This is a genomic window from Campylobacter sp. BCW_6466, from assembly GCF_001762835.1.
In the GTDB taxonomy this organism is placed as follows: Bacteria; Campylobacterota; Campylobacteria; order Campylobacterales; family Campylobacteraceae; genus Campylobacter_D; species Campylobacter_D jejuni.
On record NZ_MJXO01000065.1, the window covers coordinates 1 to 15,976 of the forward strand.

The 15,976-nt window shown below is 29.4% G+C and carries 18 protein-coding genes; 9 read left to right on the plus strand and 9 right to left on the minus strand.

All coding sequences use genetic code 11. The features are described from left to right. Nucleotides 1–170 precede the first annotated feature (170 nt). The 3 genes from AJ887_RS06380 to mog all read left to right on the plus strand — a co-directional run bounded on the left by AJ887_RS06380 (nucleotide 171) and on the right by mog (nucleotide 3,588). On the plus strand, nucleotides 171–1,928 hold the full coding sequence (locus AJ887_RS06380) for a hypothetical protein (protein ID WP_070284955.1): 1,758 nt from the start codon (nucleotides 171–173) through the stop codon (nucleotides 1,926–1,928). A gap of 113 nt (nucleotides 1,929–2,041) precedes the next feature. Beyond that, nucleotides 2,042–3,025, plus strand: a complete 984-nt coding sequence (gene corA / locus AJ887_RS06385) for a magnesium/cobalt transporter CorA (RefSeq protein ID WP_002861405.1) — start codon at nucleotides 2,042–2,044, stop codon at nucleotides 3,023–3,025. 20 nt (nucleotides 3,026–3,045) lie between these two features. Further along, nucleotides 3,046–3,588, plus strand: coding sequence for a molybdopterin adenylyltransferase (mog, locus tag AJ887_RS06390; protein ID WP_044778931.1), 543 nt, complete (start codon nucleotides 3,046–3,048; stop codon nucleotides 3,586–3,588). Here the strand turns inward: mog and AJ887_RS06395 are convergent. Continuing rightward, nucleotides 3,585–3,770: a molybdenum cofactor biosynthesis protein gene (locus tag AJ887_RS06395; RefSeq protein ID WP_070240507.1), complete on the minus strand. Its 186-nt coding sequence runs from the start codon at nucleotides 3,768–3,770 to the stop codon at nucleotides 3,585–3,587. The two genes, mog and AJ887_RS06395, sit on opposite strands and share 4 nt — an antisense overlap. A 125-nt stretch (nucleotides 3,771–3,895) precedes the next feature. Between AJ887_RS06395 and AJ887_RS06400 the strand changes: the two genes are divergently transcribed. The 5 genes from AJ887_RS06400 to AJ887_RS06420 are packed head-to-tail and all read left to right on the plus strand — an operon-like array spanning nucleotide 3,896 to nucleotide 7,835. Next, the gene (locus tag AJ887_RS06400) at nucleotides 3,896–5,083 is read left to right on the plus strand and encodes a M48 family metallopeptidase (protein WP_070240508.1); all 1,188 of its coding nucleotides are present in this window, start codon (nucleotides 3,896–3,898) and stop codon (nucleotides 5,081–5,083) included. Further along, nucleotides 5,080–5,895, plus strand: coding sequence for a HemK/PrmC family methyltransferase (locus AJ887_RS06405; RefSeq protein ID WP_070240509.1), 816 nt, complete (start codon nucleotides 5,080–5,082; stop codon nucleotides 5,893–5,895). The genes AJ887_RS06400 and AJ887_RS06405 overlap by 4 nt, the downstream gene beginning before the upstream one ends. Before the next feature lie 12 nt (nucleotides 5,896–5,907). Beyond that, on the plus strand, nucleotides 5,908–6,378 hold the full coding sequence (locus AJ887_RS06410) for a DUF4149 domain-containing protein (protein ID WP_070240510.1): 471 nt from the start codon (nucleotides 5,908–5,910) through the stop codon (nucleotides 6,376–6,378). A 39-nt stretch (nucleotides 6,379–6,417) separates the two neighbouring features. Further along, nucleotides 6,418–7,167: a flagellin C gene (gene flaC, locus AJ887_RS06415; RefSeq protein ID WP_070240511.1), complete on the plus strand. Its 750-nt coding sequence runs from the start codon at nucleotides 6,418–6,420 to the stop codon at nucleotides 7,165–7,167. Nucleotides 7,168–7,202: 35 nt separating this feature from the next. Beyond that, on the plus strand, nucleotides 7,203–7,835 hold the full coding sequence (locus tag AJ887_RS06420; protein ID WP_002855231.1) for a YggS family pyridoxal phosphate-dependent enzyme: 633 nt from the start codon (nucleotides 7,203–7,205) through the stop codon (nucleotides 7,833–7,835). A 12-nt stretch (nucleotides 7,836–7,847) separates the two neighbouring features. Here AJ887_RS06420 and dnaE read toward each other — a convergent pair whose 3' ends face one another. Next, entirely contained in the window at nucleotides 7,848–11,450 is a 3,603-nt protein-coding gene (gene dnaE, locus AJ887_RS06425) for a DNA polymerase III subunit alpha (RefSeq protein WP_070285011.1), read from the minus strand. A 194-nt stretch (nucleotides 11,451–11,644) separates the two neighbouring features. Between dnaE and AJ887_RS09915 the strand changes: the two genes are divergently transcribed. Then, on the plus strand, nucleotides 11,645–11,887 hold the full coding sequence (locus tag AJ887_RS09915) for a SelT/SelW/SelH family (seleno)protein (RefSeq protein WP_261008339.1): 243 nt from the start codon (nucleotides 11,645–11,647) through the stop codon (nucleotides 11,885–11,887). Nucleotides 11,888–11,899: 12 nt separating this feature from the next. Here the strand turns inward: AJ887_RS09915 and AJ887_RS06430 are convergent, their stop codons facing one another. The 7 genes from AJ887_RS06430 to AJ887_RS06460 all read right to left on the minus strand — a co-directional run bounded on the left by AJ887_RS06430 (nucleotide 11,900) and on the right by AJ887_RS06460 (nucleotide 15,976). Next, complete coding sequence (locus AJ887_RS06430; protein ID WP_070240513.1) at nucleotides 11,900–12,229, minus strand: ArsC/Spx/MgsR family protein; 330 nt, start codon at nucleotides 12,227–12,229, stop codon at nucleotides 11,900–11,902. Further along, a complete protein-coding gene (locus AJ887_RS06435; protein WP_070233229.1) occupies nucleotides 12,226–13,566 on the minus strand; it encodes a class II 3-deoxy-7-phosphoheptulonate synthase in 1,341 nt (446 codons plus the stop codon). The genes AJ887_RS06430 and AJ887_RS06435 overlap by 4 nt, the downstream gene beginning before the upstream one ends. Before the next feature lie 22 nt (nucleotides 13,567–13,588). Further along, the gene (gene uraH / locus AJ887_RS06440; protein ID WP_070240514.1) at nucleotides 13,589–14,002 is read right to left on the minus strand and encodes a hydroxyisourate hydrolase; all 414 of its coding nucleotides are present in this window, start codon (nucleotides 14,000–14,002) and stop codon (nucleotides 13,589–13,591) included. A gap of 132 nt (nucleotides 14,003–14,134) precedes the next feature. Then, nucleotides 14,135–14,491, minus strand: a complete 357-nt coding sequence (gene rplS, locus AJ887_RS06445; RefSeq protein WP_002861395.1) for a 50S ribosomal protein L19 — start codon at nucleotides 14,489–14,491, stop codon at nucleotides 14,135–14,137. Between the two features lie 9 nt (nucleotides 14,492–14,500). Continuing rightward, entirely contained in the window at nucleotides 14,501–15,205 is a 705-nt protein-coding gene (gene trmD, locus AJ887_RS06450) for a tRNA (guanosine(37)-N1)-methyltransferase TrmD (protein ID WP_070240515.1), read from the minus strand. Then, a complete protein-coding gene (gene rimM, locus AJ887_RS06455) occupies nucleotides 15,202–15,741 on the minus strand; it encodes a ribosome maturation factor RimM (RefSeq protein ID WP_052859035.1) in 540 nt (179 codons plus the stop codon). The genes trmD and rimM overlap by 4 nt, the downstream gene beginning before the upstream one ends. Next, nucleotides 15,734–15,976: a KH domain-containing protein gene (locus AJ887_RS06460; RefSeq protein WP_002852144.1), complete on the minus strand. Its 243-nt coding sequence runs from the start codon at nucleotides 15,974–15,976 to the stop codon at nucleotides 15,734–15,736. The genes rimM and AJ887_RS06460 overlap by 8 nt, the downstream gene beginning before the upstream one ends.

The window sequence follows — 15,976 nt, forward strand, 5'->3', positions numbered from 1 at the left end:
TCCTACTTATTAAAATTTCATCCTGATAATTTTAAAATTATTGGGATGGATGTTTTTTTGGATTTATTTTTTTATTTTTGTTTTATTATTTAATTTTATAAAAATATAATTATCTTTTTATGCAACTTATAGGATAATATAGGATTTTAATTTTATTATCTAGGAAGATCATGTTTGATAAAATTCATTATTATTATTATTTTAATGCTAATTATGAAAAATGTTTAAACTTGAGTGAGCAATTTTTAAAAGAAAGTCCAAAATTTGCTTTAGAATTTGCTATGCTTTCTTCTTATAAACTTTCTCTTTTTCAAAAAGCTTTATATTATGCTCAAGAGCTTTTTTCTTTAAATCCTACAAGTTTTAATGGTCTTATACTTGCTAAAAGCTATATTGAAAATTTAAGATTTGATGAAGCCTTGAATTTATTACAAACACTTTTAACTCGCAAAGATGATTTAGAAGATGAACTTAAGTTAGAATTGGCTTTTATTTATAAACTGAGTAATAAACTAGAAGAATCTGAACAAATTTTCAAAGAATTACTTTCTAAAGATATGTATAATCTTAATCTATGGAAAAATTATGCAGAAATTTATTTTAAACATGATTTTACCAAGGCATTAAATGCACATGAACACTTATGTCATTTTATGCAAGATTTGATTGATAAACTACAAAAAGGAATCATTGCTGAACAAACCAATCTTAATTTAGTCAAACTTGAAGATAGGCTTCATAGTAAAACCAAAGAAAATCTTACCATTTCTAAAATAGAAGATTTTTTAACTCATCAAATTTTACCCCAAAAAGCATACTTACTTTTTAAGCTTTTTAGAATATCTGATTCTTTAGAACTTTTTCAATCACTACAAGAAGCCAATCAACACCATGCACAGTTTTGGCAAAACTATGCTAAGGTATTAGAATTTAACTCAAACTATCAAGAAGCTTATCATGCTTATAAAAAATGTCTTAGTTTGGATTCTCATGCAACCTATCAATTTGATTTGGCTTATCTTTTGATGCGTATGGGAGTGGATGATAATTTTGAAGAGGGCAAGAAGTATTATGAAAGCAGATTATTTTATGCTCATAATGAAACTTTTTCTACTTATCATTATAATGAAAGCCTAAAAGCTTTTAATAAATTTGGCGTTGATGCTTTTAAAAATAAAGAAGTTTTAGTATTTTGCGAGCAAGGCTTTGGCGATACTATAATGTATGCAAGATGCTTAGAAAAACTTTGCAAAATCGCTTCAAAGGTTTTATTTGCTCCTCAAAGTGCCATGTATGAAATGTTTAAAAATCAAATCAAATTTTTAAATCAAAATGATGATATTTTTAAAAATGTAAAGGTTTTAAAAAATCTACCTACAAATTTTGATTATGCTATTCCTATTTGTTCTTTGCCTTTTTTTATTGATATTAAGCTTGATGAGATTTCACGATTAAAAACACCTATATTGCCACAGAAAAAACCACATAATAAAAGAAAAAAACTTGGTATTTTTTATGCTACTCCTAATGCTGAAAATTCTGATTTATTAAGAAATGTAAAATTTGAATTTTTATTTGATATATTAAAAGACTTAGATTATGAAATCATTTCTTTTCAAATGCAATTAAAAGAAGAATTACCTAAGGTAATAGAAGATAGAAGTAAGCTTATAAAAAATTGGAATGATACTCTAAATTATTTATATGATATTGACTGTATGCTTAGTATTGATAGTGCTATAGCGCATTTAAGTTTAGCTATGGATATTCCTACTATAGTTCTTTTACATCCTAGATTTGATTGGCGTTGGGGAAAATTTGAAAATCCTAAAAGTTATTTTTGGCCAAAAGCAAAATGTTTTATCATAAAAGAACAAGAAGAAACAAAAAGGAATTTGCAAAAACTGATTAAAGATATTTTAAACTAAAGCTTAGTTTAAGAGCTTTAGGTGGAAAATTTGGTTTTTGATTTGCAAAAATTAAAAAATTGATTTTTAAACTAATCAAGGTATAATTTTAAAGTTAAAAATAAGGAATAACTATGCTCTATGTTTATATCAAAACTCAAAATGCTTTAGTTCAAAGAATCAACTTTAATCTCGATAGTCAAGAACTACCACAAAATATTTTATGGATTGATTTACTTCATCCAAGTGCAGCGGAAATTGCTTTTATATCAAGCGAATTTAATCTTGAGTTTCCTACAAAAGAAGAAAGAGAAGAAATAGAACTTAGCGCAAAATATTGGGAAGACAATGCGACAATAACCATCAATGCTCATTTTTTAGTAAGAGATCTTAAAAGCGATGAAGAAGATAGGAATTTAATCAAGCTTCGCACAGAAATTGTTACTTTTGCTACAGCTAAAAATATCTTATTTACTATAAGATATAACGAATTTAGCACTTTTGAAGAAATTCAAGCAAGGATTTTAGCTAGTCCGAAGAATTTTGAAGATGGTTTTGATATTATTGATAAAATGTTTGAAGTGCGCGTTGAAAAAGATGCGGATTTACTAGAATGGATAGACAAAGAAGCAAGACGCTTAAGAACAAGTGTTTTAGAAAAAAAAGATGAATATAGTTATGATGAAATGCTAAAGGATATTTCAAGCTTACAAGAGCTTAATATGCGTGTAAGAGATTCTTTATTTGATAAACGTCGTGCTATGACTTCTTTGCTAAAAAGCGATAAAATCGATAAAGATATAAAACAAAATCTCACTATAGTTTTAAAAGACTTAAATTCTTTGGTTGAATTTAGTGTTTCGCAACTTAATATCTTAGACAATATTCAAACCATTTTAGCCAGCCAAATCAACATAGAGCAAAACAAAATCATTAAAATTTTTACCGTTGCAACTGTTGCCATGATGCCTCCTACTTTAATAGGAACTGTTTATGGTATGAATTTTAAATTCATGCCAGAACTTGAACTTCACTATGCTTATCCCATAGTGCTTGGCGTGATGGTAATTTCTATCATTTTACCTTTGGTTGTTTTCAAGAAAAAAGGATGGTTATAAAAATTTATTAAGGAGGAACAATGGATACGATAAACATAGGAATTTTAACCCTAAGCGATAGAGCAAGTAGTGGTATATACGAAGATAAAGCTACTGCTGAAATTGAAAGAGTGTTAAATTCATATATAAAAAATGATATTATTTATCATAAAGAATTAATCCCTGATGATTATGATTTAATCATTAAAAAATTACTTTATCTAGTAGATGAAAAAAAATGCGATTTGATTGTTACAAGCGGAGGTACAGGTCCAGCACTTCGTGATGTAACCCCAGAAGCCACGGAAGCCGTGTGTGATAAAATGATGCCAGGTTTTGGAGAGCTTATGCGCTTAGAAAGTTTAAAATATGTCCCAACAGCTATACTTTCAAGACAGAGCGCAGGAATTCGCAATAAATCTTTTATCATTAATTTACCAGGAAATCCTAAAGCTATAAAAGAATGTCTAGAGCCTGTTTTTCCAGCTATACCTTATTGTATTGATTTAATAGAAGGTGCTTATATAGAAGCAAATGATGAAGTTATTAAGGTTTTTCGCCCTAAGAAAAAATGTCAAAATTAAAATTTACTAGCTCTGATAAGTCTGCTTAATTGTCTAGCAAGCAGACTTGCCGAAGCTTCATCATTGCTTATCTTTTGCACTTTATTTTTAAACTTACAAAGTCTGTCATCTAAAATCACATTATTGATTGGAATTTTAGGCTTTTCTTTTTGCTTTTGTGAAATCTTTTTCTTAAAAAACATTCTTTAATCCTTTTTTATAAATATACATCAACTTAGTTGAAAAGAATATTATTTTAGATTTTAAGCTATTAACTTTATTTCATTATTTTAAGCTAAAATTCGCAAAAACTAATCAAGGAAAAATAATGACTTTAATTGCAATTTTATGTCTTTACACAGCACTTTTATCTTGGATTTCCTATACTCAAATTCGTTTCTTAGAAAGAGAAAAAGACAAACAAGCTCAAATTTTAAGCGAAAAAGACTATCAAAATGCAGCAGACATTGCCATCGAAAATGAAAAATTTAAACTATTTTCCAATTTTTATAATTTAATCATCAATATTGCATGGATAGGTTTTGGATTTTTATATCTTAAAGAATTACTTATCTCAAATAACACTCGTTTTGAAAATACTTTATTTTTATTATCTTTTTTAATAATCACAAGTATTTTAAATCTACCTTTAAGTATTTATGAAAGTTTTATCAAAGATAAAGCACATGGTTTTTCAAATATGACTGTAAAACTTTTTATCAAAGACACTGTAAAAAGTCTTATTTTAACTTTAATATTTGGATTTTTAATCCTTTATGCTTTGCTTTTTTGCTATGGTTTTTTTGGAACTTTTTGGTGGATTGTGGCCTTTATTTTTGCCTTTTGTATTATAGTGATTATAAATCTTATTTACCCTACCTTGATAGCACCTATTTTTAATAAAATGGAAAAACTAAACGATGAAAATTTGCTGAAAAAAATCAGCTCTTTAATGAAACAATGTGGGTTTAATGCAAATGGGGTTTATGTTATTGATGCAAGCAAAAGAGATAAACGTTTAAATGCTTATTTTGGTGGACTTTTTAAAAGCAAAAGAGTGGTTCTTTTTGATACATTATTAAAAGCTTTAAATGAAAAAGAACTTTTAGCTGTTTTAGGACACGAGCTTGGACATTTTGTTCATAAGGATATTATCAAAGCTTTATTTAACGGTGCTATAACTATGTTTTTACTTTTTTTTGTTTTTGCAAATTTACCTGAATTTGTTTACTTAGAAAGTCATCTAGAAGGAGTAAATGGCGGTGTATTTGCTCTTTTATTTATCTTTGCAAATATTTTTAGCTTTTTAATCTCTCCTATACTTAATGCCTTAAGTAGAAAAAATGAATTTGCAGCTGATCAACACGGAGCTAAAGTTACAAGCAAAGAAGATATGAAAAATGCGTTGATAGCTCTAGCAAGAGAAAATAAAGCTTTTATCAAAACAAGTAAAATATATACATTTTTTTATCTCAGTCATCCAAGTATTAGCGATAGAATCAAGGCTCTTTCTTGACTATAAAAAATGCTCTTATAGAAGCTAAATCTAGCTTAAAAGGTTATGAAAATGAAGCAGTATTTATACTCTGTGAATATCTAAAAAAAGATAAAGCTTGGTTATTTTTAAACCAAGATATAAAAATAGATCACAAACCTTATTTTGAGCTTATAAGACGTTTTAAATCTGGAGAACCTTTTGAATATATATTTGAAAAAGTGGATTTTTGGGGCTTAGAATTTAAGATAAAAAAAGGCGTTCTAATCCCTCGTTACGATAGTGAAATTTTACTTTTTCAAATTTTAAATTTATGCAAAAAAAATACTTTTAATAAGATTTTAGAAATAGGATTTGGAAGCGGAATTTTAAGCATTGTTTTAGCCAAAGAACTTGGGTTAAAAATCACAGCCTGTGATATCAATCCTAAAGCCTTAGAATTAGCTTTAGAGAATGCCAAATTACACAAAGTCGAACATTTGATTGACTTTAAGCTTTGTAATTTTAAGCAAATTAAAGAAAATTATGATTTTATTTTTTCAAATCCACCTTATATTAAAAATTCATATCCTATAGATATTTGGGTACAAAAAGAACCCAAAGAAGCTTTATTTGGCGGAGAAAAAGGATATGAAATTCTAGAAGAAATCATACATTTTTCCCTCGATAAAAAAGTTAAATTTTTAGCTTGTGAATTTGGCTATGATCAAAAAGAAATTTTGGAAAAAATTTTATATCAAAATAATTTCATTGTTGATTTTTTCAAAGATGAACAAGGTTATAATCGTGCTTTTATAGCTAAATTTACAAATATGCGTTATGATAAAAAATAAAAGGAGAAACTTTTGAAAGCTGTTAATTTATTTTTACTTGCCTCCATCATAGGGGTTGAACTCATACTAGGAATAGTTGTTGCACCAACAATTTTTTTTCCTCAGAATCTTATAGGGGAAGGAGTGTTGAGCCATTTTCAAAGTGGCTTAATGATGACGCAAATTTTTATTAAAATGGGATATTTACTGATTTTTGTTTCAGTGGTTAATTTTTTATATGAAATTTATTCTCTTATAAAAAATGAAATAAAATTTCAAATAAAATTTTCAAAATTTATGCTGAGTTTGCTTATTTTGATTTTAAGCTTAATATTTGTTTTTTATTTTACTAATACCATGATTGAACTCCAAAACTTAGGTGAAAACGCTACAAAAACTCAAGAATTTATCAGTATCCATAATGCAAGTGAAGTGGTGATTAAAATCATCTTGATAATGCAAGTTTTTTTGTATTTCTTAAGCTTTAAAATAGCAAAAAAATGATAGAATATTAAATAAATCCAAAAAGAGAAGGAGTAGGCCATGATGATCTCTGATGCAACTATGATGCAACAAAATTACTATTTAAACAATGCACAAAAAGCTAGCGATAAAGCTTTAGAAAATATTGCAGCTGTTCGCGCAATAAGTGGAGTTGATAGTGCCAATTTAGCTATTGCTGACTCTTTAAGATCTCAATCAAGCACTATAGATCAAGGTATCGCAAATGCTTATGATGCTATAGGGGTTTTACAAATTGCAGATGCTAGCCTTACTAATATCTCTCAAAGTGCAGATAGACTTAATGAACTTTCAGTAAAAATGAACAATGCTGCACTTAATGATTCTCAAAAAGGAATGCTAAGAACAGAAGCAACACGCATACAAGAATCCATCAATGATTCTTTTAATAATGCAACTTATAATGGAAAAAATGTCTTTCAAACTATGAATTTTGTAGTAGGTAGCGGAACTGAAACTACAAATTTAAATCCATTAGCAACAGGTGGACTAAGCATAGATAATCAAGATAGTATTACAAATTTTATGGATCAACTTGGAAGTTTAAGAAGTGAAATAGGCTCAGGTATCAATGCCATCACATCAAATATTAATGCAAGTGTTCAAAATAGCATCAACTCAAAAGCAGCTGAAAATAATTTACTAAATAATGACATGGCAAAAAATGTTAATGATTTTAATGCCAATTATCTAAAAGAAAATGCTGCTGCTTTTATTGCTGTGCAATCCAACATGCAGCTTCAAAGCAAAATTGCTAATTTATTACAATAATATAAGCCCTAAATAGGGCTTATTTCTTTATCAAAATGACTTTAGAGCAAATTTTAGAAAAAACCAAAAACGTTCGTCTTGTAGCCGCAAGCAAGTATGTCGATGCAAGTATAATTGAAAAGCTTTTTGATCAAGGTATAGTAGAATTTGGAGAAAATCAAGTCCAAGCTCTAGCACAAAAAAAAGAAAATCTTGATGAAAAAAAATTAGACATAAAGTGGCATTTTATAGGAACTCTACAAAGCAACAAAATCAATCTCTTAATCAAACAAAAACCTATATTATGGCACTCTTGTAATGGTATTAAAATAGCTAAAGCTATGGACAAAAGACTTGATTATAAATTAAATACTTTATTAGAAATCAATAGTGCAAATGAAAATAGCAAAAGCGGTCTAGATCCAAATCAAGCTGTAGAAGAATATTTACAAATACAAGAAGAATGCTCTAATCTAAATCTTTGTGGCGTAATGAGCATAGGATCACACAGCCAAGATAAAGAAAGTATTATCAAAAGCTTTGAAACTACATTTAAAATTTATGAAATTCTTCAAAAACATGGGGCTAAAATTTGCTCTATGGGGATGAGTAATGATTTTGAAATTGCTATAAAATGCGGATCCAACTTAGTAAGACTTGGAAGCATTTTATTTAAAAATCTTAAGTAAGAACAATCTTACTTAAGCATATTTATTAGAAATTTCCTCTACTATACTATCAGAGATAATAAAATCTGTATGATAAAGCAAGCAAGATCCCGCGCTAATAACTTTTAAAACAAGTTTTTTATTGTTTTTTTCATTAGGATTATGTGCATTTCTAGCAATTTCATGAATTTCATAGATTAATTCTCTATTTAACCTTGTCAAATCTAGCTCTATGATATTTTTTTCAAATTCCTTAGGTTCTGCGGTAAAATGATTTTCTTCTTTATTTTTGAAATCTTTTTTTGCTCCAAATTTTTTTATAGCTTTAATCTCGCCATCTTCAAGACTTTGTAAATCTTTAATTGCTTTTAAAAAAAAGCTAGGCTTCTCCCCTCCCTCAGCTTTAAATCCCAATACAAAACCATAGGCATTATTTTTTAAATTTTCATCTTTGATGATGTTTTCTATTTCTTCTACATTGCTTTCAAATACAGTAGCATCAAACGAAGAATAATAATCCAAAATTTCAATTCTACCATAACGCTTATTATTTTTACTCATCATGGATTTGAAATCTTCAATTTTACCTATACTTAAAATTTCTCCATTATTTTTTAAACTTTCAAAATCTAAACTTTTAACATAATCTATGGCATTAATTTGCTCATAAAATCGATCTAAAGGATGGCCCGAAACATAAATTCCTAAAATTTCTTTTTCATATCCTAATTTTTCCATCACTTCAAATTCTTCATTTTTGGGAGTAAAATTTACTTGAACACCTGAAGTTAATTCCTCTTCACCAAAAAGAGAACTTGCAGCATTTTTTCTTACTTCAGCCATTTTACGCGATGCTTCGCTAAGATTTTCCATATTATCAAACAAAGCTTTTCTAGTAAAACCAAACTCATCAAAAGCCCCTGCCTTAATAAGACTTTCTAATGTTCTACGGTTTATTTTGGTAGGATCTATCTTACCTAAGAAATCATTAATATCCTTAAATTCACCATCTTGTCTTGCTTCAAGTAAATTTTCAACTGCAGGAATACCCACACTTTTTATAGCCCCAAGTCCGTATATAATAGCATCCTTGCCATCTTGCTCTAAAGCACTAAATTCACGGATCGCTTTGTTAATCGATGGAGGTAAAAGTTTAATATTCATTTTTTTCATCTCATCAATATAAACAGCAATTTTATCCACATTGTTTTCTTCGCTTGTTAAAAGCGCTGCCATAAATTCACTAGGATAATAAGTTTTTAAATAAGCTGTTTGAAAAGTAACCAACGCATAAGCCGCAGAGTGAGATTTATTAAAACCATATCCTGCAAATTTTACGATAAGCTCCCATAAATCCTCAGCTTTTGCTCTATCATATCCTTGCTTTTCTGCTCCATCTGCAAAATCAGTTTTAAGCTTTTTCATCTTCTCAGGATCTTTTTTACCCATAGCACGACGCACTACATCAGCACCTCCTAAAGAAAAGCCACCTATAATTTGAACAATTTGCATAACCTGTTCTTGATAAACAATAACCCCATAAGTAGGTTCTAAAACCTTTTCTAAGCTGTCAAAAGGATATTCTATACTTTTTAAACCGTGCTTTCTATCGATAAAATCATCAAGCATTCCTGATTCCATAGGGCCTGGACGATAAAGTGCAAGAACCGCAATGATATCTTCAAAACGCTCTGGTTTTAAGCGTGCATTTAAGCTTTGCATACCGCCTGATTCAATTTGAAAAATCCCTAAAGTATTTCCACTTTGTATGGTTTTATAAACTTTGCTATCATTTACATCTATAGTTTCCCAAATAATGTCTTTATTATAACGCTTTTTAATAAGCTTGATTGCATTATTGATTACTGTTAAAGTTTTTAGACCTAAAAAGTCAAATTTTATCAAATCCACATCTTCTAAATGATCTTTAGAATACTGCGTTACTAAATGTCTTTCATCATTTTTACTTTGTCTAAAAAGCGGAGTTTTCTTCCATAAACTTTCATTAGAAATTACAACACCTGCTGCGTGCATACCGGCATTGCGATTTAATCCTTCTAAAGCTCTTGCATATTCCCAAACTTCAGGACCCTTAGGATGACGTTCAATAAATTCTTTGATTTTAGGTTCTTTTTCATAAGCAGCATCAAGAGTGATTTTAAGCTCTTCAGGCACAAGTTTAGCAAGCTCATCAGCATCTTGAATACTCATATCACAAACTCTAGCCACATCACGAATCACCCCTTTAGCTAAAAGCTTACCAAAGGTAATAACCTGTGCAACCTTATCTGCTCCATATTTATCAATCACATAATCAATCACTTCAGCACGTCTGTCTTGACAAAAATCCACATCAATATCAGGCATGCTCACACGCTCAGGATTTAAAAAACGCTCAAAAAGTAGACTATAAGGAATAGGATCTAAATCCGTAATCCTCAAACAATAAGAAACCAAACTTCCTGCAGCTGATCCTCTTCCAGGACCTACTGGAATGCCTTTATCTTTAGCCACTTTAATAAAATCATGAACAATAAGCATATAACCTGAAAATTTCATATTTTTAATGATATTAATTTCTACTTCAAGTCTTTGTTTATATTCTTTATGCTTACTTTCATCGATAAATTTTAATCTCTCTTCAAGTCCCTTTTTACAAAGCTCTTCAAAAACTATGTCATCATTATCAAAGCTAAATTCTTTTGTTTCTTCAGGTAAGGTAATATTATGATCTTTAGCATATTCTCTTGTAAATTTGAAATTCGGTGGAGTGGGATTGCCAAGATTAAGCTCTAAATTACATTTTTGTGCGATTTCTTGTGTATTTTCTATAGCTTCTGGAATATCTGCAAAAAGCTCACTCATTTGCTCAGGACTTTTAACATAAAATTCATGCACACTATGACGCATTCTATCAGGATCATTAAGTTTTTTTCCCATAGCTATACACATAAAAACCTCATGGGCAGCCGCTCTTTCTTTAAAAGTATAATGCGTATCATTTGTAGCAATGATTTTTATATTTAATTCTTTAGAGAGTCTGATAATATCATCATCTATCATTCTTTGATCGCTTATACCATGACGCATGATTTCAAAATAAAAATCATCTTTAAAAACTTTTTTATACCATAATGCTGCTTCTTTTGCTACTTCATAGCCTTTTGCACCAAAACGCACATTTCTTTCACTATAAGTATTTAAGTGCCAATTTACTTCACCTTGCAAGCAAGCAGAAGAACAAATAAGACCTTCGCTATAATCTTCCAAAAGCTTTTTATTGATACGCGGATAATAATACAAACCTTTAATATAACTTTGAGAACTTAAATACATTAAATTTTGATATCCGATCTCATTTTTTGCATACAAACAAAGGTGAAAACGCTGACGAGAACTTTTATCATCTAATTCATCGTGATTATGCAAATACGCTTCCATACCAATGATAGGTTTTAAACCTTGTGCTTTCATTGTTTGATAAAAATCAATTGCCCCAAACATATTTCCATGATCTGTCATAGCCACACTTGTAGCACCCTGCTCTTTTAAAGTCAAAGCTAATTCTTTAAGCTTATTGGCTCCATCAAGCAAAGAATATTCTGTATGTAAATGCAAGTGTGTAAATTGACTCATTTTCTTCCTTTAATTTTTTAAGGCTTATTTTAATTTTGATAAAAATTATAAATTTTTCTCGCTGAATTTGAAAGAAATTGGCCCTAAATTTCAACTTAAATTTTACAAAAAGGCAAAAATTCAGCCAAAATAAACTATAATAAAAATTTAAGATTTTAATCTTAAATAAAATAAACTTTTCAAAGGATGAAATAATGAAAGTAAAAATTACTTATTGTAATCTTTGAAATTATCGCCCACAAGCTGCAAGGGTTGCAGAAGAACTACAAAGCGATTTCAAAGATATTGAAGTAGAATTTGAAATTGGCGGTAGAGGTGATTTTGTCGTTGAAGTAGACGGAAAAGTTATCTTCTCTAAAACACAACTTATTAATTGCGAAAGCGAAAGATTTCCACATCAAAATGAAATTAATCAATTGATAAAAAATAGAGTGTAATCAAACACTCTATCATAACATTTTCTCATATTCCTTGCCAATATATATGTTTTGCTCATACTCGATAATAGGACGCTTAATACAGCTTGGATTTTCTAATACAATTTTCTCAAGTTCTTTTTCATTTAAACTTTTAACTTTTTCTTTGTTTAAACCAAGTTTTTTAGAAGTTAATCCAGCAGTATTGATAAGATCTTCAAAAGATTTTTGTTTTAACCATGTGTATAAAATATCTTGATTAATCTTTTTAATATCCATAAAATCAAATACAACACCTTTTTGTGTTAAAGCATCCATAGCTTTCTTTACAGAATTGCAATTTTTAATACCATAAAGTTTCATTTTCTAGCCTTTTTTACTAAATCTGCAATTAAAAAAGCAAGCTCTAATGCTTGATCCGCATTAAGCCTTGGATCGCATTGAGTCTCATAACGATCTTCCAAGCTTTGAGCAGTAACATTGCTTGCACCACCTGTACATTCTGTTACATCTTTCCCAGTCATTTCAAGATGCACCCCACCTGGATAAACTCCTTCGCTTATTGCAATCTCAAAAAAAGATCTCACTTCTTGCATGATTTTATCAAACTCACGTGTTTTAAAATTACCTGCTTTTACTGTATTTCCATGCATAGGATCTATACTATATACCAAATTTAAACCTTCGCTTTTAAGTTTAGAGAAAATTTTTGGCAAATTATTGATAATTTTATCTGCACCCATGCGGATAATAATATTTAATCTTCCTTCTTCATTATTTGGATTTAAAACATTTGCTAAAGCTATGATATCATCAGCACTTGCACTAGGTCCTATTTTAACCCCTAAAGGATTTTTTACTCCTCTTAAAAAATGTACATGAGCTTCATCAAGCGCCCTTGTTCTTTCACCTATCCAAAGCATGTGAGCTGAACAATCGTAAATTTCTCCACTTAAACTATCCACTCTAGTTAAAGCTTCTTCATAAGGCAAAAGTAAAGCTTCATGTGAAGTATAAACACTAACTTCTCTTAGACTTGGGGTATTACTTGTATTAATCCCACAAGCTTCCATAAAAGCTAAAGCTTGTGAAATTTTTTCACTGATATTAGTATATTGCTTATGGAGTTCACTCTTTTTTAAAAAGCCCAAATTCCAACGATGTACTTCATGCAAATCTGCTAAACCACCCTTAGCAAATCCGCGCAACAAATTTAGCGTTGTTGCACTTTGATAATAAGCTTCAAGCATTCTACGTGGATCAGGAATGCGTGCTTGTTCGCTAAATTCAAAACCATTAATAATATCACCACGATAACTAGGAAGACTTATACCATTTAACTCTTCAAAATCACTACTTCTTGGCTTGGCAAACTGCCCTGCAATACGACCAATTTTTACAACAGGACATCCACCGGCAAATGTAAGCACTATAGCCATTTGAAGTAAAATTTTAAACATATCACGGATATTTACAGCACCAAAATTTTCAAAGCTTTCAGCACAATCTCCACCTTGAAGTAAAAAAGCTTCTTTTTTACAAACTCTTGCTAAAGACTTTTGAAGATTTCTCACTTCTCCAGCAAAAACCAAAGGAGGAAGTTTCTCAAGTCTTGCTAAAACTCTATTCATTTCCTCTTGATCTGGATAGATAGGTTGCTGTTTTATGGGATAGTTTTTCCAAGAATTCTTAGTCCACATGGTTTTTCTTTCGTTTTATTGATCAGCTTCCTCTATAAGTTGAATAACCAAAAGGAGAAAGGGTTATTGGAACATGATAATGTTTTTGATCTTTAGAAAGCTCAAAACTTACCTCTACAAAAGGATAAAAAGTATTTATTTTGTGTGATGTGTAATAGTCTTTTGTAAAAAATTTAAGCTTATAAATTCCAAAAGCCCTATTTTCAGTTTTTTCATATGGTAATAAATCCCCTATTCTACCATTTTCTTCGGTAAATTCTTCACTTACTTTTTTCCACTGTTGATTTGCTTCCAACTTATAAAGCTCAACTTTTACTTTAGGAGCAGGTTGTCCAGAAGTAATATCCAAGACATGAGTGCTTAATTGATATTCAGTAGCACTCAAAAACATTGGCACGCTTGCTAATATTAATAAAGTTTTTTTAATAGAAAACATTTTCTCTCCTTATATAATATTTACAAGGAATATTATATAAGAGCATTATTAATAATTAAAATCAAATAATAAAAATTATAAATTAATTATAATTACTTAATTGTTAGACTTATAATAAAAAATAATTATAAATTATTTTTTAAGCTCTTTAATACGTGCTGCTTTACCGCGTCTATCTCTTAAGTAGAATAATCTTGCACGGCGTACACGACCACGACGCAAAACAATAATACTTTCCAAACTTTCACTATAAATAGGGAAAATTCTCTCAACGCCAACATTATTAGCACCCATTTTACGTACGATAAAAGTTTCACTTACGCCATTACCTCTTCTAGCAATACAAATACCCTCAAAATTTTGGATTCTTGTTTTATCCCCTTCTTTGATACGAATTGCAAGCTTTAAAGTATCACCAGCACGAAAATCTGGAACATTTTTACCTTCAATTTGTTTTGCTTCAAATTGTTCTATATATTTATTTTTCATAAAAATCCCTTATTTTTTGCGTTCATGCTCTAAAAATAAATCTGGACGAAAAAATTTCGTTTTGCAAGACGCCAAAGTAGTTTTTAAACTTGCAATTCTAGCGTGATTACCCTTTAAAAACTCTGAAGGAGTATAAAATTTTTGATTTTTTTTCTCAAAAATAAAAGGTTTTGAAAAAGCAGGTGCTTCGAGTAAATTATTTTCAAAGCTTTCTTCTTCCAAACTTTCCATATTCCCTAAAACCCCGTTAACATTTCTTAAAATCGCATCACACATTACAAGCGCAGGTAATTCTCCTCCTGTTAAAATAAAATCCCCTATGCTAAAAACTTCATTCGCAAAAATTTCAAGCACTCTTTCATCTACGCCTTCATAGCGCCCACATACAAAAACTATGTGTTCTTTTTTACTTAAGCGTTTGGCATCTTTTTGATTAAAGGTTTTACCACTTGGATTTAAAAAAATAAAATAGGGATTTTCTTTTTTTTCTTGAATACTTTTTAACACCTCATACATAGGTTCAGCTTGCATCAAAAGTCCAGCTCCACCACCTATTTTATAATCATCGACTTTATGATAAGGATTTTTAGAAAAATCTCTTGGGTTATAAAAATTAAGTTTGAAAAGTTTTTTTTCTTTTGCTCTTGCAAGTATAGAATCCTGAAAGTAAAATTCCATAAGATTAGGGAATAAAGAAACGAAACTAAATTTCATGAATTTTCTAAAATTAAAAAAGCATCTTGCGTGCAAAAAATCTGTCGTTTTTCTATATCTATATTTTTAACAAATTTATCTAGATATGGAATAAAAAATATTTTAGAATATTTTTTATTCACCCATTTTTCATCACTTTGAATTTCAAATAAATAAGAAGCTCCAGTTTCCAAGATATCAACAACTTTACCTAATCTTTTATCTTCTTCAAAAACTTCACACTCTAAAATATCAAAATAAAAAAACTCATCTTTTTTTAATTTACAAGTTTGTCTGCTTTTCTCGATACTCTGAAAAAGAATAAGATTAGTTAATTCTTTGGCCTTTTCTATATCTTCATAATTTTCAAATAAAACAGTAGAATTGCTTGCATTATAATGCTTAATCTTTAACATTTCTTTGGTGTTTTTTATAAAAAAAGTAGCATCTTTTTTAAATTGAGAAGAAAAGTCGCTCAGGTTATGCAATTTTACATAACCCTTAAGACCCACAGTTTTACCAAGTTTTGCAACTTGAACAAAATCTTTTTCACTCAAGTGCTTTTACCGTTACTCTATAAGAACTTGCATCCTTACTCTTATAAGCAGAGATTACGGTTTTTATAGCATTGATCATTTTTCCATTTTTACCTATAAGCTTACCTGTATCAACCTTATGTGCAAAAAGAACAATCTCAAAAAAATTTTCACTTAATTCAATTTTTTGAGTGTCAATCTGTTCAGGATAATCTGCAATTAATTTTGCGTATTCTCTAAGAAAATTCTCTACCAT

What these genes read in the sequence shown, in the direction of transcription:
- AJ887_RS06380 (WP_070284955.1), top strand. Translation starts at nt 171, where the DNA reads ATGTTTGATAAAATTCATTATTATTATTATTTTAATGCTAATTATGAA.
- corA (WP_002861405.1), top strand. Translation starts at nt 2,042, where the DNA reads ATGCTCTATGTTTATATCAAAACTCAAAATGCTTTAGTTCAAAGAATC.
- mog (WP_044778931.1), top strand. Translation starts at nt 3,046, where the DNA reads ATGGATACGATAAACATAGGAATTTTAACCCTAAGCGATAGAGCAAGT.
- AJ887_RS06395 (WP_070240507.1), bottom strand. Translation starts at nt 3,770, where the DNA reads ATGTTTTTTAAGAAAAAGATTTCACAAAAGCAAAAAGAAAAGCCTAAA.
- AJ887_RS06400 (WP_070240508.1), top strand. Translation starts at nt 3,896, where the DNA reads ATGACTTTAATTGCAATTTTATGTCTTTACACAGCACTTTTATCTTGG.
- flaC (WP_070240511.1), top strand. Translation starts at nt 6,418, where the DNA reads ATGATGATCTCTGATGCAACTATGATGCAACAAAATTACTATTTAAAC.
- AJ887_RS06420 (WP_002855231.1), top strand. Translation starts at nt 7,203, where the DNA reads ATGACTTTAGAGCAAATTTTAGAAAAAACCAAAAACGTTCGTCTTGTA.
- dnaE (WP_070285011.1), bottom strand. Translation starts at nt 11,450, where the DNA reads ATGAGTCAATTTACACACTTGCATTTACATACAGAATATTCTTTGCTT.
- AJ887_RS06430 (WP_070240513.1), bottom strand. Translation starts at nt 12,229, where the DNA reads ATGAAACTTTATGGTATTAAAAATTGCAATTCTGTAAAGAAAGCTATG.
- AJ887_RS06435 (WP_070233229.1), bottom strand. Translation starts at nt 13,566, where the DNA reads ATGTGGACTAAGAATTCTTGGAAAAACTATCCCATAAAACAGCAACCT.
- uraH (WP_070240514.1), bottom strand. Translation starts at nt 14,002, where the DNA reads ATGTTTTCTATTAAAAAAACTTTATTAATATTAGCAAGCGTGCCAATG.
- rplS (WP_002861395.1), bottom strand. Translation starts at nt 14,491, where the DNA reads ATGAAAAATAAATATATAGAACAATTTGAAGCAAAACAAATTGAAGGT.
- trmD (WP_070240515.1), bottom strand. Translation starts at nt 15,205, where the DNA reads ATGAAATTTAGTTTCGTTTCTTTATTCCCTAATCTTATGGAATTTTAC.
- AJ887_RS06460 (WP_002852144.1), bottom strand. Translation starts at nt 15,976, where the DNA reads ATGGTAGAGAATTTTCTTAGAGAATACGCAAAATTAATTGCAGATTAT.